This window comes from Isoptericola chiayiensis (assembly GCF_013149805.1).
Lineage (GTDB): Bacteria > Actinomycetota > Actinomycetes > Actinomycetales > Cellulomonadaceae > Isoptericola > Isoptericola chiayiensis.
In genome coordinates this window covers 421,084-444,745 of record NZ_JABEZT010000003.1, presented here as the reverse complement: position 1 = coordinate 444,745, position 23,662 = coordinate 421,084, and the positions used below count along the sequence as shown (strand labels likewise).

At 73.8% G+C, this 23,662-nt stretch carries 21 protein-coding genes and 1 pseudogene; 7 read left to right on the top strand and 15 right to left on the bottom strand.

What is annotated here, in order from left to right; translation table 11 throughout:
• Window positions 1-141: 141 nt before the first annotated feature.
• A complete protein-coding gene (locus tag HDG68_RS08330; protein ID WP_343037493.1) occupies window positions 142-1,092 on the top strand; it encodes a sugar-binding transcriptional regulator in 951 nt (316 codons plus the stop codon).
• Window positions 1,093-1,102: 10 nt separating this feature from the next.
• On the opposite strand, the gene HDG68_RS08325 is transcribed toward HDG68_RS08330, so the two are convergent.
• Both HDG68_RS08325 and HDG68_RS08320 read right to left on the bottom strand, forming a co-directional pair.
• A complete protein-coding gene (locus HDG68_RS08325; protein ID WP_172151021.1) occupies window positions 1,103-2,599 on the bottom strand; it encodes a mannitol dehydrogenase family protein in 1,497 nt (498 codons plus the stop codon).
• 88 nt (window positions 2,600-2,687) lie between these two features.
• Complete coding sequence (locus HDG68_RS08320) at window positions 2,688-4,814, bottom strand: S9 family peptidase (RefSeq protein ID WP_172151019.1); 2,127 nt, start codon at window positions 4,812-4,814, stop codon at window positions 2,688-2,690.
• A 150-nt stretch (window positions 4,815-4,964) separates the two neighbouring features.
• Here HDG68_RS08320 and HDG68_RS08315 point away from each other — a divergent pair, with 150 nt between their 5' ends.
• On the top strand, window positions 4,965-6,128 hold the full coding sequence (locus tag HDG68_RS08315; RefSeq protein ID WP_172151017.1) for an FAD-dependent oxidoreductase: 1,164 nt from the start codon (window positions 4,965-4,967) through the stop codon (window positions 6,126-6,128).
• Window positions 6,129-6,135: 7 nt separating this feature from the next.
• Here HDG68_RS08315 and HDG68_RS08310 read toward each other — a convergent pair whose 3' ends face one another.
• The 6 genes from HDG68_RS08310 to HDG68_RS08285 all read right to left on the bottom strand — a co-directional run bounded on the left by HDG68_RS08310 (window position 6,136) and on the right by HDG68_RS08285 (window position 13,385).
• Window positions 6,136-6,432, bottom strand: a complete 297-nt coding sequence (locus HDG68_RS08310; protein WP_172151015.1) for a DUF4287 domain-containing protein — start codon at window positions 6,430-6,432, stop codon at window positions 6,136-6,138.
• Between the two features lie 82 nt (window positions 6,433-6,514).
• Entirely contained in the window at window positions 6,515-8,623 is a 2,109-nt protein-coding gene (locus HDG68_RS08305) for a bifunctional copper resistance protein CopD/cytochrome c oxidase assembly protein (RefSeq protein WP_343037492.1), read from the bottom strand.
• A gap of 176 nt (window positions 8,624-8,799) precedes the next feature.
• On the bottom strand, window positions 8,800-10,311 hold the full coding sequence (locus HDG68_RS08300) for a dihydrolipoamide acetyltransferase family protein (protein ID WP_172151013.1): 1,512 nt from the start codon (window positions 10,309-10,311) through the stop codon (window positions 8,800-8,802).
• 24 nt (window positions 10,312-10,335) lie between these two features.
• Entirely contained in the window at window positions 10,336-11,343 is a 1,008-nt protein-coding gene (locus tag HDG68_RS08295; RefSeq protein WP_172151011.1) for an alpha-ketoacid dehydrogenase subunit beta, read from the bottom strand.
• Entirely contained in the window at window positions 11,340-12,515 is a 1,176-nt protein-coding gene (gene pdhA, locus HDG68_RS08290; RefSeq protein WP_172151009.1) for a pyruvate dehydrogenase (acetyl-transferring) E1 component subunit alpha, read from the bottom strand. Before pdhA ends, HDG68_RS08295 begins: the two co-directional genes overlap by 4 nt.
• A 201-nt stretch (window positions 12,516-12,716) precedes the next feature.
• Window positions 12,717-13,385 carry a pyridoxamine 5'-phosphate oxidase family protein gene (locus HDG68_RS08285; RefSeq protein ID WP_172151007.1) on the bottom strand — a complete coding sequence of 223 codons (669 nt, stop codon included), beginning with the start codon at window positions 13,383-13,385 and terminating at the stop codon, window positions 12,717-12,719.
• Window positions 13,386-13,466: 81 nt separating this feature from the next.
• Here HDG68_RS08285 and pdxR point away from each other — a divergent pair, with 81 nt between their 5' ends.
• Window positions 13,467-14,897, top strand: coding sequence for a MocR-like pyridoxine biosynthesis transcription factor PdxR (gene pdxR / locus HDG68_RS08280; protein WP_172151005.1), 1,431 nt, complete (start codon window positions 13,467-13,469; stop codon window positions 14,895-14,897).
• 6 nt (window positions 14,898-14,903) lie between these two features.
• Here the strand turns inward: pdxR and HDG68_RS08275 are convergent, their stop codons facing one another.
• Both HDG68_RS08275 and HDG68_RS08270 read right to left on the bottom strand, forming a co-directional pair.
• The gene (locus HDG68_RS08275; protein WP_216648154.1) at window positions 14,904-15,845 is read right to left on the bottom strand and encodes a transketolase family protein; all 942 of its coding nucleotides are present in this window, start codon (window positions 15,843-15,845) and stop codon (window positions 14,904-14,906) included.
• On the bottom strand, window positions 15,842-16,552 hold the full coding sequence (locus tag HDG68_RS08270; RefSeq protein ID WP_172151003.1) for a thiamine pyrophosphate-dependent enzyme: 711 nt from the start codon (window positions 16,550-16,552) through the stop codon (window positions 15,842-15,844). Before HDG68_RS08270 ends, HDG68_RS08275 begins: the two co-directional genes overlap by 4 nt.
• Window positions 16,553-16,603: 51 nt before the next feature.
• Between HDG68_RS08270 and soxR the strand changes: the two genes are divergently transcribed.
• The gene (gene soxR / locus HDG68_RS08265; protein ID WP_172151001.1) at window positions 16,604-17,074 is read left to right on the top strand and encodes a redox-sensitive transcriptional activator SoxR; all 471 of its coding nucleotides are present in this window, start codon (window positions 16,604-16,606) and stop codon (window positions 17,072-17,074) included.
• 1 nt (window position 17,075) lies between these two features.
• Here soxR and HDG68_RS08260 read toward each other — a convergent pair whose 3' ends face one another.
• The gene (locus HDG68_RS08260) at window positions 17,076-17,414 is read right to left on the bottom strand and encodes a nuclear transport factor 2 family protein (protein WP_172150999.1); all 339 of its coding nucleotides are present in this window, start codon (window positions 17,412-17,414) and stop codon (window positions 17,076-17,078) included.
• 116 nt (window positions 17,415-17,530) lie between these two features.
• Between HDG68_RS08260 and HDG68_RS08255 the strand changes: the two genes are divergently transcribed.
• A complete protein-coding gene (locus tag HDG68_RS08255) occupies window positions 17,531-18,211 on the top strand; it encodes an SDR family oxidoreductase (RefSeq protein WP_172150997.1) in 681 nt (226 codons plus the stop codon).
• A 37-nt stretch (window positions 18,212-18,248) separates the two neighbouring features.
• On the opposite strand, the gene HDG68_RS08250 is transcribed toward HDG68_RS08255, so the two are convergent.
• The 3 genes and pseudogenes from HDG68_RS08250 to HDG68_RS17050 all read right to left on the bottom strand — a co-directional run.
• Window positions 18,249-18,701: a hypothetical protein gene (locus HDG68_RS08250; protein WP_172150994.1), complete on the bottom strand. Its 453-nt coding sequence runs from the start codon at window positions 18,699-18,701 to the stop codon at window positions 18,249-18,251.
• Entirely contained in the window at window positions 18,698-19,507 is an 810-nt protein-coding gene (locus HDG68_RS08245) for an alpha/beta hydrolase (RefSeq protein ID WP_425483758.1), read from the bottom strand. The genes HDG68_RS08250 and HDG68_RS08245 overlap by 4 nt, the downstream gene beginning before the upstream one ends.
• Before the next feature lie 54 nt (window positions 19,508-19,561).
• Window positions 19,562-19,948, bottom strand: a pseudogene (locus tag HDG68_RS17050) (VOC family protein); the annotation flags it as partial.
• A 367-nt stretch (window positions 19,949-20,315) separates the two neighbouring features.
• Between HDG68_RS17050 and HDG68_RS08235 the strand changes: the two are divergent.
• Complete coding sequence (locus tag HDG68_RS08235) at window positions 20,316-22,055, top strand: pyruvate dehydrogenase (RefSeq protein ID WP_172150992.1); 1,740 nt, start codon at window positions 20,316-20,318, stop codon at window positions 22,053-22,055.
• A gap of 53 nt (window positions 22,056-22,108) precedes the next feature.
• On the opposite strand, the gene hisC is transcribed toward HDG68_RS08235, so the two are convergent.
• On the bottom strand, window positions 22,109-23,191 hold the full coding sequence (hisC, locus tag HDG68_RS08230) for a histidinol-phosphate transaminase (protein WP_172150990.1): 1,083 nt from the start codon (window positions 23,189-23,191) through the stop codon (window positions 22,109-22,111).
• 78 nt (window positions 23,192-23,269) lie between these two features.
• On the opposite strand from hisC, the gene HDG68_RS08225 reads away from it, so the two are divergent.
• Window positions 23,270-23,662 (top strand): phage holin family protein, encoded by a 393-nt coding sequence (locus HDG68_RS08225; protein WP_172150988.1) that lies wholly within the window; start codon window positions 23,270-23,272, stop codon window positions 23,660-23,662.

The following is a 23,662-nucleotide window of genomic DNA, read 5'->3' as shown; positions in this document are numbered from 1 at the left end:
CGTTGTCCTTACGTCGAGAGGTATGCTCAGACGAGTGCTCTGTTGCGCTCATCTGATGCGAGAGTAGTCGGATATGCTCACCTGAGCAAGACGTCATGCTCATGCATGCGCCCGATCGCCCCCAGGGAGACGACGACCCCCGTGAACGACGCCGCGCACGCACGCCTCCTCGTCGAGGTGAGCACCGACTACTACCTGGACAACCTGTCCAAGGTCGAGATCGCCAAGAACCGCGAGATCTCCCGCTTCCAGGTAGCCCGCCTGCTCACCGAGGCCCGGGAGGCCGGCGTCGTCCGCATCGAGATCGCCGCCCCCGCGCACCTCGACGCCGGACGGGCCCGGGCGCTAGCCGAGGAGCTCGGCGTCGAGGAGGTCGTCATCGTGCCGCGCGGCACCGACCGCGACACCACCCGCGAGGGACTCGCCCGCGAGCTGGCGCGCGTCATCGCGGCCCGCGTGAGAGCCGGCTCGACCGTGGGCGTGTCGTGGTCCCGCACCATCGAGACGGCCGTCCGCTTCCTCGGCACCCTCCCCCCCTGCGACGTGGTCCAGCTCGTCGGCGCCCTGCCCGTCGACGGCAGCGGCAACTCGCTCGAGCTCATCCAGCGCTTCCGGGGCATCGACGGCGTCCGGACCTGGCCCGTGTGGTCGCCGTTGCTCGTGGGCGACCCGACCACCGCCGTCGGCATGCGCCAGCAGCCGGAGATCGCCGCCGCCCTGGACCGTGCCGACGCGCTCGACCTCGCCGTCGTCGCCGTCGGCGCCTGGAACGCGACAGGCTCGACGGTCTACCCCCAGGTCACGGCCGCCGAGCGAGAGGCCGCCGCTGCAGGCGGCACGGTGGCCGAGTGCTCGGGACGCCTCTTCGACGCCGACGGACACCCGGTGCGGACCCCGCTGGACGACCGCGTCGTGGGCGTCACGCTCGACCAGCTCGTCCGCACCCAGGACGTCGTCGCGATCGGCTACGGCGCGGAGGCAGCCGTCGGCCTCCGCGCCGCCGCGGTCGGCAGCATCGCGACCGTGCTCGTCATGGACGACAGCGCAGCGGTCGAGCTGGAACGGCTCACCGCCGCGCCGCGACCCGCCTGAGACCCGCGGCTCAGAGCACCTCTCCGGCCGCAAGGCGCTCGACGAGCCGGTGCGCGCCGGCGTCGTGCAACGCCGCCAGGGCCACGAGGTAGTGCTCGGTGAACCGCCGGTCGTCCACGAGGTCGCCGAACAGCTCGCGGTCGCGCAGGAACGCGAGGGGGTCGTCGTGCTGGGAGGCGGCGGCGGCGTGCAACCGTTCGGCCAGCCGGTCGACGATCTCGATCGCCGCGCCCTGCTCGTCCACCCCCTCGTCGTAGCGCGCCCACGCAGCAACGACGGCTGCCGCCCGGTGGACCTCGCCCCCGGCGGCCAGGTTCTGGCGCACCACCGGCAGGAGCCACTTCGGGATCCGGTCCGAGGACTCGGCGCACAGCCGGGCGAGCGTGTCGCGGACGGCGGGGTTGGCGAACCGCTCGACGAGCGTGCGGCGGTAGTCGTCGAGGTCGATGCCGGGGACCTCCTGCAGCGTCGGCGTCGCCTCGCGCTCCATGTAGTCGAGGAGGAACCGCACGAACACCTCGTCCTGGCAGACCTCGTGCGCATACCGGTACCCGCTGAGGTAGCCGAGGTAGCAGAGCGCCTGGTGACTGGCGTTGAGCAGGCGGAGCTTCATGAGCTCGTAGGGCTCGACGTCGTCGACGACCTGGACGCCGACCTGCTCGAACGGGGGCCGACCCGCGGCGAAGCGGTCCTCGAGGACCCACTGGCAGAACGGTTCGGCGACGACGGGCCAAGCGTCGTCGATCCCGAACCGTTCCGCGACCAGGGCGCGGTCCGCGTCCGTGGTGACCGGTGTGATGCGGTCGACCATGGAGTTCGGGAACGGGACGTACTCGGTGATCCAGGCGGCCAGCGCGGGGTCCTTCAGCCGAGCGAACGCGGTGAACATCCGGCGGGCGACGTCGCCGTTGCCCTGGATGTTGTCGCAGCTCATCACGGTGAGCGGACCCAAGCCCCGGTCGCGCCGGCGCCTCAGCGCCTCGGTGACCAGGCCGAACGACGTCGCAGGGACGGCGCCGTCGACGAGGTCGGCCTGCACGGCCTGGTCGGAGTCGTCGAACTCCCCGGTCACGGGGTGCACGTTGTAGCCGCCCTCGGTGACGGTCAGCGAGACGATGCGGATCTCGGGCGATGCGATCTTCTCGACGACCGCCTCCGGGTCCTCGGGGGCGAGCAGGAAGTCCACGACCGACCCGACGACGCGACCGTCGAGCGTCCCGTCCGGGTGCTTCAGGACCAGGGTGTACAACCCGTCCTGCGCCATGAGCGCGTCGCGCATCCGCGCGTCGTGCGGCAGCACGCCCACACCGCAGATCCCCCAGTCCAGGGCCTCACCCCGCGCCATGAGCGCGTCGAGGTACATCGCCTGGTGGGCGCGGTGGAACCCGCCCACCCCGAGGTGCACGATCCCCGCCCGCAACCGGCTGCGGTCATAGCCGGGGACGGTCAGCGTTTCGCCGGCGGCGCCCGGCAGGCGGCCCACGGTCTCGTCGGTGAGTGCGGTCATGGCGCGTCCTTGCTCCGTCGGGTCGGGAGCATGAGCGTAACAGATGAGCGGAGCGGCGCGCTCATCTGCACACCGCTCCGCCCGGAGCTCAGCCCAGCACGTCGGGCAGCACCCGGTCGCCCTCGCCGTCCGGCACCTCGAGGACGTGCTCGGCCAGGAACGCCAGCACCCCCGCGTACCAGACCTTGGCGTGCTGCGGGGTCAGGATCCAGTGGTTCTCGTCGGGGAAGTACAGGAACCGGTGCACCGTCGTGCCGTCGTCGGCGGCCGGCAGCCCCGAGTCGGCCAGCAGCTCGCGCCACAGCCGCAGGCCCTCGCCGATCGGCACCCGGTAGTCCTTGTCGCCGTGGATCACCAGCATCGGGGTGCGGATGTCGCCGACGAACCGGTGCGGGCTGTGCGCTTCGTTCATCTCCGGGGTCATCTCACGGCCCCAGTAGTAGGCGTGGTCCGTGGTGGGACCGAACCCGTCCAGCGCCCACAGCGACGCGTGCGTGACGATCGCGCGGAACCGGTCGGTGTGCCCGGCGACCCAGTTGGCCATGTACCCGCCGAACGAGCCGCCCATCGCGGCCGTCCGCGAGGCGTCGACGTCGTCGCGCGCCTCGGCGGCGTCCGTGATCGCCATGAGGTCGGTGAACGGCGCGTCGCCCCAGGCACCCCACCCGCGGCGGACGAACTCCTGCCCGTACCCGGTCGACAGCGCAGGGTCCGGCAGCAGCACGGCGTACCCGCGGGCCACCATCAGCCACGGGTTCCACCGCCACGACCAGGCGTTCCACGAGCCCAGCGGCCCGCCGTGGATCCACAGCAGCAGCGGCGCCGGGTCCGACGGCGAGGCACCGGCGGGCAGCGCCAGCCAGGCCCGCACACGGGCCCCGTCGGCGGCGACGGTCTCCACCTCCGTCAGGGAGCCCGGCAGCTCGGGTGCCGCGGCCGGCGACGGCAGCACGACGGCGGGTACCGGCTCGCGCTCCCCCGCAGGCCCGGACGCGACGAACGCCGCCAGGTCGACCCGCACGGGCTCGGCCGGCGCCGCGTAGGAGCTGCGCAGCGCGTACACCGCCGAGGCGTCGGGCGCCACGCAGACGTCCGTGAGCACGGCGTCGTCGGCGGTCACCCGCTCCACGGTCACCGGCCCCTCGCCGGGACCGCCGTCGAACGTGAGCAGGAAGACCGGGCCGCGACCGTCGTCGTCCGCCGTGACGAGCAGCCCGTCCGACGACGGCAGCCACGTCAGGGAGCCCGGCCAGCGGTCCCAGTCGTCGGCCAGCACCTCGGGGGCGCCCGACCCGTCGAGGGCCACGAGGCCCGCGCGCACCACGGGCGGGTCGGTCGGCGTGGTGATCGTCGAGGTGACGTAGGCGACCCACCGGCCGTCCGGGGAGACCTTCGGGGAGCCGATCTCGGCGTCCGGGTCGTCGACCAGCGTGCGGCGCTCGCCGGTGGCGGTGTCGATCGCCACGAGGATCTCGCGGCGCGCGGCACCCGGGTCCGCGACCGCCCACGTCGTGACCAGCGTGGCCCCGTCCGGGGACAGCGCCGCGCCGTGCTCCACGAGCTGCGGGCCGGGACCGGTGAGCTGGTGCAGGTCGGCCCGCTCGCCCTCGGCCACCTCGTCCGTGCCCAGCACGAACCGGCGCGGCGCGTCCGGGCCCAGGTCGTGGTCCCAGTGCCGCACCGGGTAGCCGGTGTGCCAGATGGCGTTCACCTTGCGGTCATCACGGGTCTCGCGCAGCGCGGCGTCCGCCTCCAGGCCGTCCGCGGACGGCAGCACCGACGCCGCGACCGAGACGGTGTCGGCGTCCCGGGCGGCGAGGATGCCGCCCAGTCCGCCGGGTGCCGTCGCCAGCACCCGGGCCTCCCCGCCGGCGGCCGGCAGCGACCACAGCGCCGCCTTCGGCTCGTCCTTGCCGGACGACTCCGGGTCCGGGCGTGCCGAGGTGAACAGCAGGTCTCCGCTCGCGGAGAACACGGCAGCGGCCTCGCCCTTCGCGCTGCGCGTGAGGCGACGGGCCGGGAGCTCGCCCGCCGGGTCCACCTCCCACAGCGCCGAGACGTAACCCGTCCGCTCGGCGTCGAGGGACTGCACGGTCGTCACGAGGCGGCGACCGTCACCGCTCAGCGCGAGGCCGCCGAGCCGGCCCAGCCCGATGTAGTCGTCGAGGTCGTCGAAGGGCGTGCGCGGGGTGGGCGCGGAGGAATCCTGGGTCATGGCTCGGGTCTACCACAAGGCACCCCTCCGAGGTCCGGTGCGACGCCCACGGAACGCTCCGCCGAACCCCAGGTGAACAGTGCCCGAACACCTCGTCGGTCGGCCATCTCCGCCTTGAACAGGCCTGCCGGGCTCAGGCAGATTCTGGTCGTGAACCGCGACACCGCTCTGCCGCCCCTGCCCGCCAAGGTCGATCTGGTGGTCGTGGGTGCCGGGGCGGTGGGGCTCGCGCACGCCGTCGAGGCGAACGCCCGCGGCCTGTCCGTGCTCGTCGTCGACGCCGACGCCCGGCCCGCCGGCGGCACCGCCCGCCGGGGCGGGCACATCGCCGTCACCACCCAGGACTCGACCGCCCTGGCCTGCGCGCTGGCCGCCCGCGAACGCTGGCTCAAGCTGGGCCGCGAGGCGGGGTTCGGGGTGCGCGAGTCCGGGGCCGTCGTCGTCGCGCGGCACGCCGACGAGCTCGCCGTCCTGGACGACCTGGTCGCGGCGCGCGCCGGCGACGCCGAGCTGCTCGACGCCCGCGGCGTGCGGGACCGCACCGGGACCACCGACACCGTCGGCGGGGCGCTGCTGCCGCTGGACCTGCGGCTGCACCCGGTGTCCGCGCTGGTCGGCGTCGCGGACTGGCTCGACGGCCGCCCCCAGGCGTCCGTGGCGTGGCAGGCGACCGCCCAGACCTTCGACGCCGGCAGCGGGTGCACCCTGGTGCGCACCACCCGGGGCGAGGTCGTGGCCAAGCGGGTGGTGGTCGCCGTCGGGCACCACGTCGGCCGCCTGTTCTGGGACGTCGGGTCACGGCTGGTGCCGGTGGACCGGCAGCTGCTGCGCGTCGCCGCCCCGGTGGACGACGGCGGGCACCACGGGCCCGACGGCCCGGTGCTCGTGGGACCGGGCACGCTGCTGCGCGACGACGCGTTCGCGCACTCGCGCTCCCTGGGTGACGTCCGCGAGCGCCTGCGCGGCACCCGACCGGACCTGCTCGCCGCCGACGTGCACGTGACCCTGGTGTCCCAGCCAGACGGCTCGCTGGTGCTGGGTGACGGTCGGGCGCCGGCGGACGAGCCGGGCCGGTCGGAGGCGGTGGACGGGCTCCTGCTGGAGGAGGCCGCGGGTCTGCTGGGTGCCGGCGACCTGGAGGTGCTGGGCCGCTGGACGGTCCCGGAGGTGGTGCGGACCCCGGGTCCGGGTCCGCGGGAGCCGTTCCTGGTGACGGACCCGCTGCCGGGGGTGCGGACGGTGACGGTGGCGGACGGCCTGGCCACGACGACGGCGCTCGGCCTGGCGCCGCGGGTGCTCGACGGGCTGTTCTGAGGGGTCCTCAGCCCGCCGGTGCGGGCCGGGTCGCGGCGCCGTCGAGCCACAGGGTGTCCGACGCGTCCCGGTGCGTGCCCGTGCTGCCGACGTGCTTGGCGTCGATCTGCGGGCCCTTGGTGATGACGTGCACCATCGCCATGCCGTGCCCGCGGCCGAGACCGTAGTCGGCCTGCAGCCACTCGAGGATCGGCGCCGCCCTGGTCCCCGGTCCGAAGCCGTGGGCCGTCGCCTCCTCGAGCAGCGCTCGCGGGGTCCTGCCCGTCTTCTTCTCGACGGCGTCGAGGTAGGCCTGGAACGACATCGCGTCACCTTTCCGGTCCGCGCCGCGTCCTGCCGAGCTGCTGGGCGGCGTCACCAGGTACGACGGCGGTGCCCGGCCGAACTCATCGCTGCGGGTCGCGGGGGTCCCGCCCGGGGCTCGACCCGTCGCGCTCAGCCATCTCGGCGAGCATCGCGTTGTACGCGCGCAGCTCGGCGTCGTCGTCCCGCTCGGCCTTGCGGTCGCGGCGGCGCGCCTCGCGCTCGTCGGACCGCGACCACTGCACACCGACGACGACGGCGAGCACCAGCGTGGGCAGCTCGCCGATGCCCCAGGCGATCGCGCCGCCGAGCTGCTGGTCGTCGATGGCGGACAACCCCCACGGCCGGCCCATGTTCCCGAACCAGTCCGCCACCAGCAGGGAGGTGCCCGTGGTGAGCACCACGCCGAAGAACGCGTGGAACACCATGGTCCCGAAGAGCAGCAGCAGGCGCTGCGGGTACGGGGGGCGCTGCGGGCCGGGGTCGATGCCGATGAGCGCGTTGGCGAACAGGTAGCCCGCCAGCGTGAAGTGCAGCGTCATCCACACGTGGCCGGCGTGGTTGCTCAGCGCCCACTCGAACACGGGCGTGAAGTAGAAGGCGATCATGCCGCCGGCGAAGATCACGGCGGCCACGACCGGCCGGGCCACGAACGACCCGACGCGCGAGTGCACCAGCGCGAGCACCCACTCGCGCGGTCCCCGCGACCCGTCCTTCCGGGTCGGCACGGCACGCAGGAGCATCGTCACCGGTGCCGCGAGGACCAGGAGCAGCGGGATCACCATGGCCAGGATCATGTGCTGGACCATGTGCCCCGAGAAGACCACGTGGCCGTACACGGCGGGCCCGCCGTTGGTCACCCACAGCATGACCAGCAGCCCGGCGACCCAGGAGATCGTGCGCCCCACCGGCCACCGGTCCCCCCGCCGGCGCAGCCGCAGCACCCAGGCCACGTAGACGCCGATGCCGGCCAGGCAGGCGACCGTGAACAGGGGGTCGAACGCCCACTCGGTGAAGTAGCGGTCCACGGTGTTCTCGGGCGGCAGCGGGTAGCCGGTGAGCTGGTAGGCGGGCGAGGCGTCCACCGGGACCTCGTCCGGGACGGGCGGCGCGGTCGAGCCGAGACCCACCGCGACGCCCGAGACCGCACCGATGACCAGCACCTCGACCGCGAGGAGCTGCCAGAACAGCCGCCGCACCGGCTCGGCATCGCGGGTCAGTCGGCCCACGATCCACCGGCGGTGCGCCCAGCCCAGCGCGCCGAGCACCAGCAGCAGCAGCATCTTGACCTGCAGCAGCACGCCGTACCGGGTGAACAGGTCGTCGAGGTGCGCCACCCGGACCAGCGCGCTGAGCACGCCGGAGATCCCCACCAGGGCGAAGCACCAGGCGGCCACCGGGGAGAAGCGGGCCACCGCCGTCGCCGCGACCTCCCGCCCGTCCGAGGCGGCTGCTCGCCCGCGCGCACCGCCGCTGCCCGCGCCCGTGCCGCCGTCGGACCGCGTGAGCACGACGACGAGCAGCGCTGCCAGCCCGCCGACCCACAGGGCGGCCGGGCCGATGTGCAGCAGCATCGCGCCGACGGCCAGGTCGTGGTTCACGGCACCGGCCGCGTGCCCGGTCGTGGACTGCAGGGCCAGTGCCGCGAACGGCAGCAGCGCCGTCCACAGGGCGCCCACCGGCCCGCGCACGCCCAGTGCCAACGCCGAGGTCACCGCCGCCAGGGCGATCGTCCACACGCTGATCTGCCCCAGCTCGACGTCCTGGACGAACTGCCACAGCCCCTGGCCGAAGTTGCTGGCGCTCGGCGCGATTGCGGAGACGTAGGAGTAGTTGAGGACGAGCTGGACCACCGTGGCGACCGCCCAGGCGCTCGACGCCCAGCCCGCCACGAACAGCACCCGGTCGCGCTGCCGACCCGGCGGGAGCCAGAAGGAGACCGCGAACAGCCCGCCGAACGTCACCGACAGGCTCACCTCCGCCAGCACGGTGCTGACCGGGAGCCCCCAGCGCACCAGCGCGCCCGGGTCGGAGAACGTGCCCAGCGGGGCGAACGCGTCGGAGTACATACCCGCCAGGAGCAGGGCCAGCACGGCGACGACGACGGCGCCCGGTCCGGCGGCGACCAGCCACCAGGGGCGACGTGCGGTCGCCGCGGCGCGGGAGGTCGTCGGACGGGCGGGCGCGGTCACGTCCACCAGGGTAGGCGGCGTGCGGCGCGGTCCCGTCCCGGCGGGGTGTGACACGCGCCGCCCCACTCGCCCCTGCCGCCGAGATCGACGTACCCGTACCGAGATCGACGTTCCGTACGTCGATCTCGGTACGGGTACGTCGATCTCGGCAGCGGGAGGGAAAGTAATCCGGCGGCTCAGCCCCAGACGAGCCCGTGCGCGGGGTCCTCCAGCACCTTGGCGACGTCGGCGAGGAACTGCGAGCCGAGCGCGCCGTCGACGAGACGGTGGTCGAAGCTCAGCGCGAGCTGGGTGACCCAGCGCGGCTTGATCTTGCCCCGGTGCACCCAGGGCTGCTGCCGGATCGCCCCGAACGCGAGGATGCCGGCCTCGCCCGGGTTGAGGATCGGGGTACCGGTGTCGATGCCGAACACGCCCACGTTGGTGATCGTGAACGTGCCGCCCGACATGGCGGCCGGCGTGGTCCGGCCGGCCCGCGCCGTCGCGGTGAGCTCCCCGAGGGCCTCGGCCAGGCCGAGCAGCTCGAGCCGGTGGGCGTCCTTGACGTTGGGGACGACGAGCCCGCGCGGCGTGGCGGCGGCGATCCCCAGGTTGACGTAGTGGTGGTAGACGATCTCCTGGGCGGCGTCGTCCCACGCGGCGTTGATCTCCGGGTGCCGCTTGATCGCCAGCAGCGCGGCCTTGGCGGCTATCAGCAGCGGCGTGACCCGCACGTCGGCGAAGTCCCGGTCGCCCTTGAGCCGTTCGACGAGCTTCATGGTCCGCGTGACGTCGACGGTGTGGAAGACGGTGACGTGCGGGGCGGTGAACGCGCTCGCCACCATCGCCTCGGCGGTGCGCTTGCGGACGCTCTTGACCGGTACGCGGGTGGTGCGGCCGTCGTCGGAGACGCTGCCCGACGCGAGCCACGGCTGGTCGTCGTCCGGGTAGGTGGCCAGGGCCCGTGGCTCGGCCGAGGCGGCGTGCGCGGTCACGTCCTCGCGGGTGACGATCCCGCCCGGTCCCGTGGGATGCACCGAGGCGAGGTCGACGCCGAGGTCCTTCGCGAGCTTGCGCACCGGAGGCTTGGCCAGCACCCGCACGCGGGACGACGACGGCGCGTCCTCCGGGGCGGACGCCGCGGGCACGCTGACCATCGCCCGGGCGATCCGCTCGGGCTCGGGCGCCGGAGCCGGCTGCGGCGTCGGGGCGGGTGCCGGAGGTTCGGGCGCTGCCGGGGCCTCCGGCGCCGCGGGCACCGCAGGTGCTGCAGCGCTCGGCGCCGCGGCACCGGCGTCGGCAGCTCCCCGGCGGCGTCGACGGCGACCGCTCGCCCCGGCGTCGGACGTGCCGTACCCGACCAGCACGGACCCGGACGACTCGCCGTCGGTCGCGGCCGGTTCCGACGCGGCCGCCCCCGACGCGGCGGACCCCGATCCGGTCGGCTCCGGCTCACCGGCCCCGGCGGCGCCGTCGCCGATCTCGAGGATCGGTGCGCCGACGTCGACGGTGGTGCCCTCCTCGGCGAGCAACGCCGTCACGGTGCCCGCCCACGGGGAGGGCAGCTCCACGAGGGACTTGGCCGTCTCGATCTCCACGATCACCTGGTTGACCGCGACGGTGTCGCCGACGGCGACCTTCCACTCGACGATCTCGGCCTCGGTCAGCCCCTCGCCGACGTCCGGCAGGGGGAAGCGCTGGGTGCTCATCTCAAGCCTCCGGGTCAGGACGGGTCAGTGGGCCAGGGCGCGGTCGACGGCGTCCAGGACGCGGTCGACGCTCGGCAGGTACTCGTGCTCGAGCTTCGCCACCGGGTAGGGGGCGTGGTACCCGCCGACCCGCAGCACGGGCGACTCGAGGGAGTAGAAGCAAACCTCGCTCAGGCGGGCCGCCAGCTCGGCGCCCGACCCGAGGAACGTGGGCGCCTCGTGCACGACGACGCAGCGTCCGGTGCGGCGCACCGAGTCGGCCACGGTGGGCACGTCCAGCGGGGACACCGACCGCAGGTCGACGACCTCGGCGCTGGTGCCCTCGGCGGCCAGCGCCTCGGCCGCGGACAGCACGGTGGCGACCGTCGGACCGTAGGCGACCAGGGTGACGTCCGTGCCCGGCCGCACCACCCGGGCCGTGCCGAGCGGGTCGCTGGTGCCGCCGTCGGACAGCGCCGGCACCGGGCTGTCGAGGTCGACCTCGCCCTTGGTCCAGTACCGGCCCTTGGGCTCGAGGAAGATGACCGGGTCCGGGGAGACGACGGCGGCCCGGATCATGTCGTAGGCGTCCTGCGGGGTGGCCGGGGAGACCACGCGCAGGCCGGCCGTGTGCGCGAACAGCGCCTCGGGCGACTCGGAGTGGTGCTCGACGGCGCCGATCCCGCCGCCGTATGGGATACGGATGACCACGGGCACCTGGACGCGCCCGCCGGAGCGGTAGTGCATCTTGGACAGCTGGGTGGTGATCTGGTCGTAGGCGGGGAAGACGAACCCGTCGAACTGGATCTCGCAGACGGGCCGGTAGCCGCGCATGGCCAGGCCGATCGCGGTGCCCACGATCCCCGACTCGGCCAGCGGGGTGTCGACGACGCGGTGCTCGCCGAAGTCCTTCTGCAGCCCGTCGGTGACCCGGAAGACACCGCCGAGCCGGCCGATGTCCTCGCCCATCAGCATCACCGAGTCGTCGGCGTCGAGGGCGGCGCGCAGCCCGGCGGTGATCGCCTTGGCCAGCGGCATCGTCTGCGTGCTCATCGGGCCGTCTCCTCGGTGTCGTGCTGCCCGGTCCCGGCCGTCTCGGCCTCGTAGTCGGTGAACCACCGACGTTCGGTGCCGACCTGCGCGTGCTCGGTGGCGTAGACGTTCTCGAACATCGAGGTGGTCGGCGGCGCATCGAGCGCCCGCACGCCGGCGCGCAGCGTCTCGCCGAGGGCGTCGGCCTCGGCGTCGACACCGGCGGCCCAGTCGGCGTCCCAGTGGCCCTCGGCCCGCAGCAGCGCGGCGAGCCGGTCGATCGGGTCGCGCTGGCGCCAGTACTCCTCCTCGGCGCGCTCGCGGTAGCGCGTCGGGTCGTCGGAGGTGGTGTGGGCGCCCATCCGGTAGGTGTACGCCTCGACGAACGTGGGGCCGTGCCCGGCGTGCGCGCGCTCGAGGGCCTCGGCCATCACGGCGTAGCAGGCCAGGGCGTCGTTGCCGTCCACCCGCAGGCTCGGCACCCCGAAGCCCTCCCCGCGGCGGTACAGCGGGACGCTGGACTGGCGGGTGGTGGGCTCGGAGATCGCCCACTGGTTGTTCTGGCACCAGAACACCACGGGCGCGTCGTTGACGGCGGCGAACACCAGCGCCTCGTTGACGTCGCCCTGGCTGGTGGCGCCGTCGCCGAAGCAGGCGACGACGGCGGTGTCCCGGTCGGGGTCGCCCGTGCCGACCGCGCCGTCGCGCTGGATCCCCATGGCGTATCCGGTGGCGTGCAGCACGTGGGAACCGATCACCAGCGTGTAGAGGTGCACGTTGTGCTCGGCCGGGTCCCAGCCGCCGTGGTCGACGCCGCGGTACAGCTTCAGCCGGTCCACGGGGTCGACGCCGCGCACGTGCAGGATGCCGTGCTCGCGGTAGGAGGGGAACACCATGTCCTGGGCGGCCAGCGCGTGGGCGGGACCCACCTGGGCGGCCTCCTGCCCGGCCGACTGCGCGTACAGGCCGAGCTCGCCCTGACGCTGCAGGGCGGTGGCCTCGTCGTCGAACCGCCGGGTGAGGACCATGTCGCGGTACATCGCGCGCAGGTCGTCGCCGGTCAGGTGAGCGACCCGGGCCGCGTACCGGTTGTCGGGTTCGTGGACGCGTTCCCCGGTGGGGGTGACGAGCTGGACGAGCGGGACGACGTCGGCAGGGGCGACGTCGGACCCGCCGGTGACCTGGTCGGACACGCGATCTCCTTCGCTGGCGGCCCCGGACGGGGCTGGGCTGCTCCGGCTGCGCGCTGGTCCCGAGCCGATCCCCCAGGACCGGTCGGGCAACCTACGCTGTCGTAGCCTACGCCAGCGTAGGTTGCGGACCCCGGGATCTGCCCCCCGGCGGGGCGTCCAACGTCTGAGACCACGCTTTGGAGGTTTCCTCCAAGCACTCGCTCAGCGCAGTGCGACCGACGGGGGCACAGGCAGCCCCTCGGACAGCGGGCTCGGCTCCGGCGGCCCCGTGGTCGTGGTCAGCGGGACGACGCCGGCCCACACACCGTGGTCCTCGCCGTCGTCCGGGGAGTCCCCCACGCCACCCGCTCGGACCTTGACGCTGACGGCGTCGAGCGGAACCTGGAGCACCTGGGTGGCAGCGACCTCCTTGGGTGTCATCTCGCGGACCTCGGTGCGCCGTCCGGGCATGAGGTGGTCACCCACGCACCAGAGCGCCCTGGCGCGGCGCTCGCGGGGCACCACGGAGGCACGTCCGGCGATCATCGCGGACCGGTAGTTCGCGGAGCTGTCGTTCAGCGACCGGGCGTAGACGAGTGCGTCCAGGTGGGTGATCGCGACGGACACGGGCACGCCCTCGTGCCCCGCGTCGAGGAACAGCCCGCCACCCGTGGAACCGTGCAGCAGCAGTCGGCGCCCCAGCCCGTCGCCGAGGTCACCGACGCCGTACAGGAACGGCAGCACGACCGGGTGCCCGTCGCGCACGAGGGCCACGTGGGCGAGACGCCCGTCGGCCAGGATGCGGTCGAGGACGGCGGGGTCGTCGGTCTGCCGGTCCGGCTTGCGGCGGACGGTCAGCGAAGGGCCGGGTGGAGAGGTCTCGGTCGTCACGCTCCGAGACTAGGGACCACACTGGATCAATGAATGGTCCACTGCTGCACTACTCGATCGGTCCAGTGCGACACTGACCTCGTGCCGACCAAGACCGCCCGGGTCGCCGACCTCGTGAGGAGCATGGTCCACGACGGCCGCCTCGGCGAGGGGGACCCCGTGCCCTCCACCCGGGCCCTGGCCGCGGAGCTCGGAGTGGCCCGCGGCACGGTGACCGCCGCCTACGAGCAGCTCGACGGCGAGGGATACCTGGTCCTGCGCCACGGCGCGGTGCCGCGCGTCGCCGCCACTCTCACCGGCGTCCCGGCCGCCGAGCCCACCTCCGTCCACGACGCACGACCGCACCCCACACTGCCCGCTCACCCGCACGCCGTCGTCGACCTGCAGCCCGGGGTCCCGAACGTCGCAGCGGTCTCGGACCGGGAGCGCCGCAGGGCGTGGCGGTACGCGACCGCCCTTCCCGTCGAGGCCCGCTACCCCGACCCGGTCGGCGAGCCGGAGCTCCGTCGCCAGGTCGCGAACCAGCTCGCGCTGAGCCGCGGGTTCGCGCCCGACCCACGCCGCGCCGTGGTCACCGCGGGCACCGCCGAGGCGGTCACACTGACCGTCGAGGCGCTGGCACGCAGCACCGCCCGAGCACCGCGGGTCGCCGTCGAGAACCCCGGCTACCGCGCCGGACGCCGGGCGGTGGCGGCGGCAGGCGGCGTCGTGGTGCCGGTACCGGTCACCGATCAGGGCATAGACCTCGACGCCCTGCGCGCCGCGCACGTGGACGCCCCGCTCGACGCCGTGATGGTCACGCCGAGCCACCAGTACCCCCTCGGCGGCGCGCTGCCCGTCGCGCGGCGCCTGGAGCTGCTGCGGTGGGCCGCCGCCGGCGGCGTCCTGGTGCTCGAGGACGACTACGACTCCGAGTTCCGCCATCGCGGTTCTCCGCTGCCGGCGCTGGCCGTCCTGGACGAGTGCGGCGTCGTGGTCCACGTCGGGTCGTTCTCCAAGGTTCTCGACCCGCAGCTGCGGTGCGGGTACCTGGTGCTGCCCGCGAGCGCCCCTGCCGACCGTCGCGACGGCGGCGTGCAGCACGACGGCGGGACCACGTCCGGGGAGGCGATCCTCGCCGCGCGGTCGGGGCGGGGCGCCACCGTGGCCTCGGTCGTCCAGCACGCGCTCGCGCAGCTGATGGCGTCCGGGGCGCTGCGGCGGCACGTCGCTCGGTGCCGACGAGACTACCGGGACCGGCGTCGTCTCGTGGCCGACGCGTTCACCGGCATCCCCGGCGTCCGGACCCGTGCCCTGGACGGCGGCCTGCACGCGGTCCTGGAGCTCGAACGACCGGCGGCCGGGCTCGTCGCCCGCCTCGCGGACCAGGGCGTGCTGGTCAGCGACCTGCAGGACTACGTCGTCGAGGGCTCGGGGCTGCGGTGCGACGGGATCGTGCTGGGCTACGCCCCGCCCTCGACCGCCGCCCTGCGGGTGGCCCTGGCGACGATCCGCACCGAGCTGACGCGTTGAGGCGCGTCACGGCGGGTCGAGCAGCGCTGCGATGCGGCGCCGCACCCCCGCGGCGTCCAGTCCGTGCGCGGCGGCGTGGTCGCGCGGGGTCCCGTACCGGCGCAGCTCGACGTCCCGTGGCACGCCGACGTGCTGCACACGTGCGGGCCGGTCGGCGAGCGCCGCCGCGACGGCCGCCGCGCTGGTGCCCTCCAGGTACGGCTCGACGACGGTGAGCACGGGCTGCGGCCCGGCCAGCGCCCGCAGGGTCTCGGCGTCGAGCGGGTGCGGTGTCGCGGTGTACGCGACGCGGACGGGCAGGTCGGCGCTGGCGGCGAGCACGGTGTCGAGCATCGGTCCGACGGCGAGCACCAGGGGTGCGTGCCCGGCCCCGTCGAGGCCGGAGGCGACGTCGCGCACGAGGTGGACCCGCCCGTCGGTGGGCTGCGGCTGCGCGTTGCGCTGTCGGGACAGCCGCAGGTAGACGCGCCGGTCGGTGGCGGCCTCGGCCTGCAGGAGGGCGGTGACCTCGTCGGCGTGGCCGGGCACGTGCACGGTCCAGCCGGGCAGCGCGGACACGAGGGCGACGTCGGCGGGTGCCTGGTGGGTGCGGCCCTCCGCGGACGCGTCGAACGAGCTGCCGATGCTGACGAGGACCGCGCCGACGTCCTGGTGTCCCAGGTCGAGCTTGAGCTGTTCGTAGGGCCGTTCGACGAGGAACGGGGCGTAGGTGTGCACGATCGGTCGCCGGCCCGCGAGCGCCAGTCCGCCGGCGACCCCGATCATCGCTTGTTCGCGGATGCCGACGTCGATCACGCGCCCGGGGTGCCGGGCGGTGACGGGGGCCATCTGGCCGGAGCCGATGACGGCGAGCACCACGTCCACGTCGGGGTGCGCGTCGAGCAGGGGCCCGAGATCGGCGTAGAACCGGGCCCGCATGTCGAGGACCGGCGTCGTGACGGCGCTCATGCGGTCATCTCCGCCGCGGGTCGGGCGCCGCGTCGCGTGGTGTCGACGACGACGGCAGTGGGCCGGTCGGGCTCGGTGCGGCGCAACGCCGTGGCGAGCCGGTCGTCGGAGCGGGTGTCGACGTCCGTCGTCGTCCATCCCTCCACGGCGAACCGGGCGGCGATGCCGCCGGGCCAGCCGTGGCTGTCGCTGTGGTTGTCGACGACGACGCAGGTCAGGTTGCCGAGGCCGAGGCGGGCGGCGATCTGGATCGCCTCGGCGTTGGAGCCCTCGTCGAGCTCGGCGTCGCCGACGAGCACGACGACACGTCCCGGAGATCGCCCGCGCAGGCCGAGGGCCGTGCCGACGGCGAGGGGCAGCCCGTGGCCGAGCGAGCCGCTGCCGATCTCGATCCCGGGGACGAGCACGCGGTCGGGGTGGTGGCCGAGGGGCGAGTCCCGGGCGGCGACGTCGTCCAGCCAGGCCGCGGGGAAGAACCCGTGGGCGGCGAGCACGGCGTAGGTGGACGCGGGTCCGTGCCCCTTGGACAGCAGGAACCGGTCCCGGTGCGGGTCGTCGGGGCGGTCCGGGTCGACGCGGAGCACCCGGTCGTAGAGCACGCGGACGACGTCGAGGGTGGAGTGGGCGCTCGCGTCGTGCTTCTCGTCGCCGGTGACGCGGGCGACGAGGTGCTCCAGGGTCTCGGGAGCCAGGGGTGTCGTGGTCATGGACCCAGGCTGTAAGTTGAAGTTCACTTGAGGTCAAGGGGTGGAGCACGAATGATCCTGGAGCGGTACCTGACCATCGGCGAGGTCGCGCGGCGCAGCGGGGTGGCGCCGTCGGCCCTGCGCTTCTACGAGCAGCGGGGCCTGATCGAGGCGCAGCGCACCGGCGGCAACCAGCGCCGCTACGAGCGCACGACGCTACGGCGGATCGCCTTCGTCCGGACGGCCTCCCGGCTCGGGCTGACGCTCGACCAGATCGCCGACGCCCTCGCCACCCTGCCCGACGGCCGCACCCCCACCGCCGAGGACTGGCGCCGGCTGTCCCGGAGGTGGCGGGGCCTCCTGGACGAGCGCATCGCCGTGCTCGAACGTCTCCGCGACGACCTCGACTCCTGTATCGGCTGCGGCTGCCTGTCCCTGGAGCGCTGCACGCTGCAGAACCCGGAGGACCGTGCCGCCGCCCTGGGTCCGGGACCGCGCTACCTCGAGGGGGACTCGCCGTCCGACGTCGGCGGCGGCACCTGAGTCACTCCGGGGTGTGCTGGTGGACCAGCAGCCGCCACCCGCCGACAGCCGTGACGTACGTGCTGGCCAGGGTGGCGACGTAGGTCTCCTCGCCGCGGCGGCCGGTGAACCGGTAGACGACGGTCGCCGTGTCCTCGCTGCGCACCAGCCGCGCCTCGCCGAGATCGACCTCGTCCCAGCCCGGCGAGGAGTCCATCGCGGCGATGCACCCCGCCTTGTCGAGCACGGCACCGGGGACGACGACGACGGCGTCCTCGTGCAGCACCTCGGCATAGTCCTCGCCCGTCCCGACCGCGAGGCGGTCCTCCGTCGCCATGAGCCCGTCGATGATCGCGTCCATCACCCGACCGTAGGCGCGACGGCCCGATGTCACAGCCGGACGCCGTCAGCGTTGGCAACCGCCGCCGGAGTAGGCCACGGTGGGGGGAGCATTTCCCGACGTCACGGAGGTCCGTCATGAAGGTCGTCGTCATCGGTGCGCTCGGCAGGGTCGCACAGCTCCTGGTCCCGCTCCTCGCGGACGGTGGCGCCGGCCCGGCCGTCGACGTCGTCGGCGTGGTCCGCAAGCCCGAACAGGTCGACCGGGTGGCCGACCTGGGCGGCGACCCCCTGCTCCTGGACGTCGAGTCCGCGGACACCGACCAGATCGCGACGGCGCTCGACGGCGCAGACGCCGTCGTCTGGGCCGCCGGCGCCGGGGGCGGCAACCCCGACCGCACCTACGCCGTCGACCGCGACGCCGCGATCCGCTCGATGGACGCCGCCGCGCGTGCCGGCGTCCGTCGGTACGTGATGGTCTCGTGGATCGGGTCCGTGCCCGACCACGGCATCCCGTCCGACTCCAGCTTCCACCCGTACGCCGACGCCAAGCTCGCCGCCGACGAGCACCTGCGCGGCACCGATCTCGCCTGGACGATCCTCGGCCCCGGCACGCTGACCGACGGACCGCCCACCGGCCACATCCGGGTGCTCGGCGCCGACGAACGCGTCGAGCGGGGCGGCCCCTCGGAGGTGCCCCGGGCCGACGTCGCCCAGGTCGCCGCCGCCGCGCTGCGGATCGACGAGTCGATCGGGCAGTTCGTGCGGTTCACCAGCGGGGACGAGACGATCCCGGCGGCGCTGCGCAACGTGGAGTAGACCTCGCGCGTTGATCAAGGTTCTTCAGAAACCTTGATTAAGCTACCGCGACGGCGACGCCCGTCCTGTCGTCGAGCGGTTCTCCGACGCCGCCCGCTTCGCTGCCTTCTCGGGATCCGGTCTCGTCGATGATCTGGCAGCCCAGGTCGACGCCGCCCGTGAACTTCTCCGTGGCCTCCGGCGACAAGCAGTCGCCTGGCGGGTGCTCCCCCACCTCGTCTCCCACCCGGTCGTCAACGCACGATTCCTCTCCGACCACCTGGGTATGGCAGGTCAGACCGCCCAGAACGCGTTGAACCAGCTCACCGAGGCGGGAGTGCTCACCGAGCGAACCGGCTTGCGGCGCAACCGTGTCTGGGAGCACCGGGGCATCCTGACCGTCCTCGATCAGTACGCCCAGAACCTGCTCAGACGCTGAGACCCGGGGCAGCGCCGCGTCGAGCAGCCGGGCCCGACCGACGTAGGCCGCCACGGCGTCGGAGCCGCTCACCACACCCGCGCGTCCCGCCACAGCCAGCGCAGCGCGTCGGGCAGCAGCACCCCGGCATGGTTCGGGTCGTGCCCGCCGTCGCCGAGCACCAGGCGAGCGTCGTAGCCGGCCTCGGCGAGCGCCGCGGCGGTGCGCAGGTTCTCGGCGAACCAGTTGTGCTCGGGCTCGTTCCAACCGAGGTCACGATGGCCGGCCTGGAGGAGCACGCGCAGCGGCTTGCGGGGCGTGTCGGCGATCAGCTCAGGGTACGGGTTGCCGCCGGGCATCTGCGCGAAGCTCGACAGGAACCCGGTCACCCGGCCGAACTGCTCCGGGCGGTGCCAGGCGACGGTGAAGGCGGCGTTGCCGCCGCTGCTGCCGCCGATCACCGCCCACCGGGCCGGGTCGTCGCTGAGCGCGTGCCGCCGTCGGACCTCGGGGACCACCTCGTCCAGCAGGAGGCGGGCGAGCCGGTCGTCCGCGGCGTCGTACTCGGCGTTGCGGTTCTTCCGCGCCTCCGGGTCACCCGCGTCGGGGAAGACCCCGGGATCGACGAACACCCCGATGATGGGCGGGATCTGTCCGGAGCGGACGAGGTTGTCGAGCACCACGCCGCCGCGGATCTCGCCGTCGGGGTCCAGGTACCACCATCCGTCGAGGAAGACGGCGACACCGACCTGGTGCGCCGCGTCGATGCCCGGCGGGGCGTGGATCCAGACCCGCCGGGTCGTGCCGGGAAAGACGGTGCTGGCCAGGTCGAACGACGCGGTACGGCCCGCCGGTGTGCCCGGGCGGGGTGACGAGTCCGGGCCGTGTGCGTACCGCACCGGGGCGTCGCCGAGCGGCAGGGCGCGGTACGGCACCTCGGCGACACGACCGGCGCTGTCGGCGACCACCTCGACCTTGAACCCGGCGGCGTTCTCCAGCCAGCCCGCGTAGTGGTCCGGTCCTCCGGCGTGCGGGTAGCGCTCCGCGTAGAGCGGGGCCCAGCCGTGCGCGGGGGCGGCCGCCATCAGGGCGTCCACGTCGGCGGGGGTGCCGCCGTCGAACGCCACGTGGTTCATCCCGGGACGACGGCGGTCGTGGCGGTCCGCGGTCAGGTTCGGCGGGGTGGTGAGCGTCAGGTAGGTGCCGCCGTCGGACCAGGTGCGCCCCTGCGGCCACTCCTGCGTGAGCCGGAAGCCGAGACGGGGCAACAACCAGCCCCAGGCCGCGGCGGCGGTCCCGTCCTCCGCGACCCAGATCTCGAGGTGGTGGATGCCCGGCATCCGCTCATCCCACCACACGGGCCCAGAACCTCTGTCTCGTTTTCAGGGGTGTCCGGACCGCGCGATCCACGCATGCCGAACGTGCACGAATCCTGCTGGGCGTGAATCTCACGCCCAGCAGGATTCCGGTGCGCTGCGGCGACGCCTTTCCCGGGGAGCGGGCACCCCTCGGCGAGACTTCGCCCGGCCCGGCGGCCGGCGAGACTTCGCCCGGCCCGGCGAACGCCGGCCGGCGAGCACGGGGCCCGCGCCGCGGCCGCGGCACATCCGCGCCGTGACGCGTCCCACCGCGCTCCCGCGCGCACACCGGGCCGGGCTGCGGCAGCATCGCAAGGGACCGACGTCCACACCTCAGGAGGTCCCCGTCATGGCTCGCACCGTCGCCGAACACCTGGTCGACCAGCTCGTCGCCGCCGGGGTGAGTCGCGTCTACGGCATCGTCGGGGACTCGTTGAACCCCGTCGTGGACGCCGTGCGCCGCACCGAGGGCATCGACTGGGTGCACGTGCGCCACGAGGAGGCCGCCGCGTTCGCCGCCGCCGCCGAGGCCGAGGTCACCGGGAAGCTGGCGGTGTGCGCCGGCTCCTGCGGGCCCGGCAACCTGCACCTCATCAACGGCCTGTACGACGCGAACCGCTCCGGCGTCCCGGTCCTGGCGATCGCCTCGCACATCCCGAGCGCGCAGATCGGCACCAAGTTCTTCCAGGAGACCCACCCGGACCGCCTCTTCAACGAGGCCTCGGTGTTCTCCGAGATGATCTCGACGGCCGCGCAGCTCCCCCGCGTGACCCGCTCGGCGATCCAGCACGCCCTCGCCGAGCCCGGCGTCGCCGTGCTCACCCTGCCGGGCGACGTCGCCGACCAGGAGGTGGCCGACGACGACGCCCCGATCCTCATCCCCGGCGCCTGCCCCGCCCGCGTGGTCCCGCACGACGCGGACGTCGCGGCGCTCGCCGAGGCGATCAACGCCGCCCGCAAGGTGACCCTGTTCGTCGGCGCGGGCGCCCGCGGGTCGCGGGACGAGGTGCTCGAGCTCGCCGACCTGGCCGCGGCCCCCGTCGGCCACTCGCTGCGCGGCAAGGAGATCATCCAGTACGACAACCCCCACGACGTCGGCATGTCCGGCCTGCTCGGCTACGGCTCCTGCCACGAGGCGGTGCACGACGCCGACCTGCTGATCCTGGTGGGCACCGACTTCCCGTACGACTCGTTCCTGCCCGACGACGTCCCCACCGCGCAGATCGACATCGACGCCTCCCACCTGGGCCGACGCACCCGCCTCGACCTGCCGGTGCACGGCGACGTCGGCGAGACGCTGCGGCTGCTCAACCCCCGCATCGAGCGCAAGACGGACCGCAAGTTCCTGACGTCCATGGTGGACAAGCACGCCCGCGTCATGACCAAGGTGGTGGGCGCCTACACCCGCAAGGTGGAGAAGCACACCCCGATCCACCCCGAGTACGCGGCCGTGCAGCTCGACGAGGCGGCGGCCGACGACGCCGTGTTCACCGTGGACACGGGCATGAACAACGTCTGGGCCGCCCGGTACGTCACGCCCAACGGCAAGCGACGCGTCATCGGCTCGTTCATCCACGGCTCCATGGCCAACGCGCTGCCGCACGCCATCGGGGTGTCCATGTCCCAGCCCGACCGTCAGGTCGTGGCGCTCGCCGGGGACGGCGGGCTGTCCATGCTGCTGGGCGAGCTGATCACCGTCCGGGCCTACGACCTGCCGGTGACGGTCGTCGTCTTCAACAACGCCTCGCTGGGCATGGTCAAGCTGGAGATGCTCGTCGAGGGTCTCCCCTCGCACGGCACCGACTCGCCCGAGGTGGACTACTCCGCGATCGGCACCGCCGTCGGCATCCCGTCGCAACGCGTCACCAAGCCCAAGGACCTGGCCAAGGCGTTCTCGACCGCGCTGGACAGCGACGGTCCCGCCCTGGTGGAGGTCATGACGGACCCGCGGGCGCTGTCCATCCCGCCGTCGATCACCTCCGGTCAGATCCGCGGGTTCACCACGGCGATGACGAAGGAGATCTTCGGCGGCGGCATGGGCGAGGTCATGTCGATGGCGCGCTCGAACCTGCGCAACCTGCCCCGCTGACGGCGCCGGCGGCGCCCGCAGCCGGCGGCGGCGCCCACAGCCGGCCGACGCCGTCAGCGCCAGCCGGCGGCCAGCTCCAGGAACGCGTCGTTGGCCGCGACCTCGCCGATGCTGACCCGCATGCCCTCGTCGGCGAACGGCCGCACGAGCACCCCGGCAGCGGCAGCCTGCGCGGCGAGCTCGCCGGTGCGCTCCCTCGTCGCCAGCCAGACGAAGTTGGCGTGCGTGGCAGGCACGTCCCAGCCCTGCGCGCGCAGCGCGTCGTGGACGCGGGTGCGCTCACCCACGAGCGCCTCGACGTGCTCGGCGAGCTCGGCCTGCACGGGCGCCTGCAGGGTGGCCAGGGCCGCGCGCTGGGCGAGGTGGTTGACGCCGAACGGCGTGGACGCCGACCGGATCCCCGCGGCGAGGCGCGGTGCGGCGACGGCGTACCCCACCCGCAGGCCGGCCAGCCCGGACGCCTTGGACAGCGTGCGCACGAGCACCACGTTCGCGTGCCGGCCCAGCACGTCCATGCCGTCAGGGGCCTCCGGGTCGCGCACAAACTCCAGGTAGGCCTCGTCGACGACGACGAGCACGTCGCCCGGGAGCGACGCCAGGAACTCCTCCAGCTCGCCCGCGTGCACCACCGGTCCGGTGGGGTTGTTGGGCGTGCACACCAGCACGGCGCGGGTGCGCGGGCCGACGGCGGCCGCCATCGCGGGCAGGTCGAGCCGGCCGTCCGCCGTGACCGGCACCGTGACGGGCGTCCCGCCGGCGACGGCGGTGACGATCGGGTACGCCTCGAAGGACCGCCACGGGAAGACGACCTTGTCACCCGGCTCGACGACGGCCTCGAGGACGTGCTGCAGCACCGAGACCGACCCGTTGCCGACGACGATCTGCTCCGGTGCGACGCCGACGTGCGTGGCGAGCGCCTCGACCAGCTCGGTGGCGAACATGTCCGGGTACCGGTTGACCTCGCCGGCGGCCTCCGTGATGGCGGAGACGACGGCGGCGGGCGGCGGGAAGGGGTTCTCGTTGGAGGACAGCTTCCAGGCCCGACCGCTGGGCCGGGCACCCGGCACGTAGGCGGGCAGGGCGGCGACGGCGGCGCGCAGGGGGACGGACACGTGGGGGCTCGACTGGTTCGGCACGGCCCCAGGATCTCACCCCGTCGGACGGACCGGCGCGGACCCTGTCCTGCGGGGCCGCGACGTGCCACGATGTCGGCCATGACCTTCATCCTGCGGCTCGTCGTGACCTCGTTGGCCCTGTGGATCTGCGACCTGATCTTCGACAGCTTCGAGATCTTCGGTGGTGACGACGTCCTCGGACGCCTCCTCGCCATCGTGGGTGTCGGCCTGATCTTCACGCTGGTGAGCTCGATCGTGAAGCCGATCGTCAGCTTCCTGTCGATCCCGCTGCTGATCCTCACCCTGGGACTGTTCTACCTGCTCATCAACGCGGCGATGCTGTGGCTCACCGAGTGGCTGACCAGCCAGAACTGGTTGGGCGACTGGGGCCTGACCATCGACGGCGGCTTCTGGTGGTACCTGTGGATCGCGCTGATCCTGGCGGTCCTGCAGACGGTGATCGGCTGGGTCGTGCCCGGGGACAAGGACTGA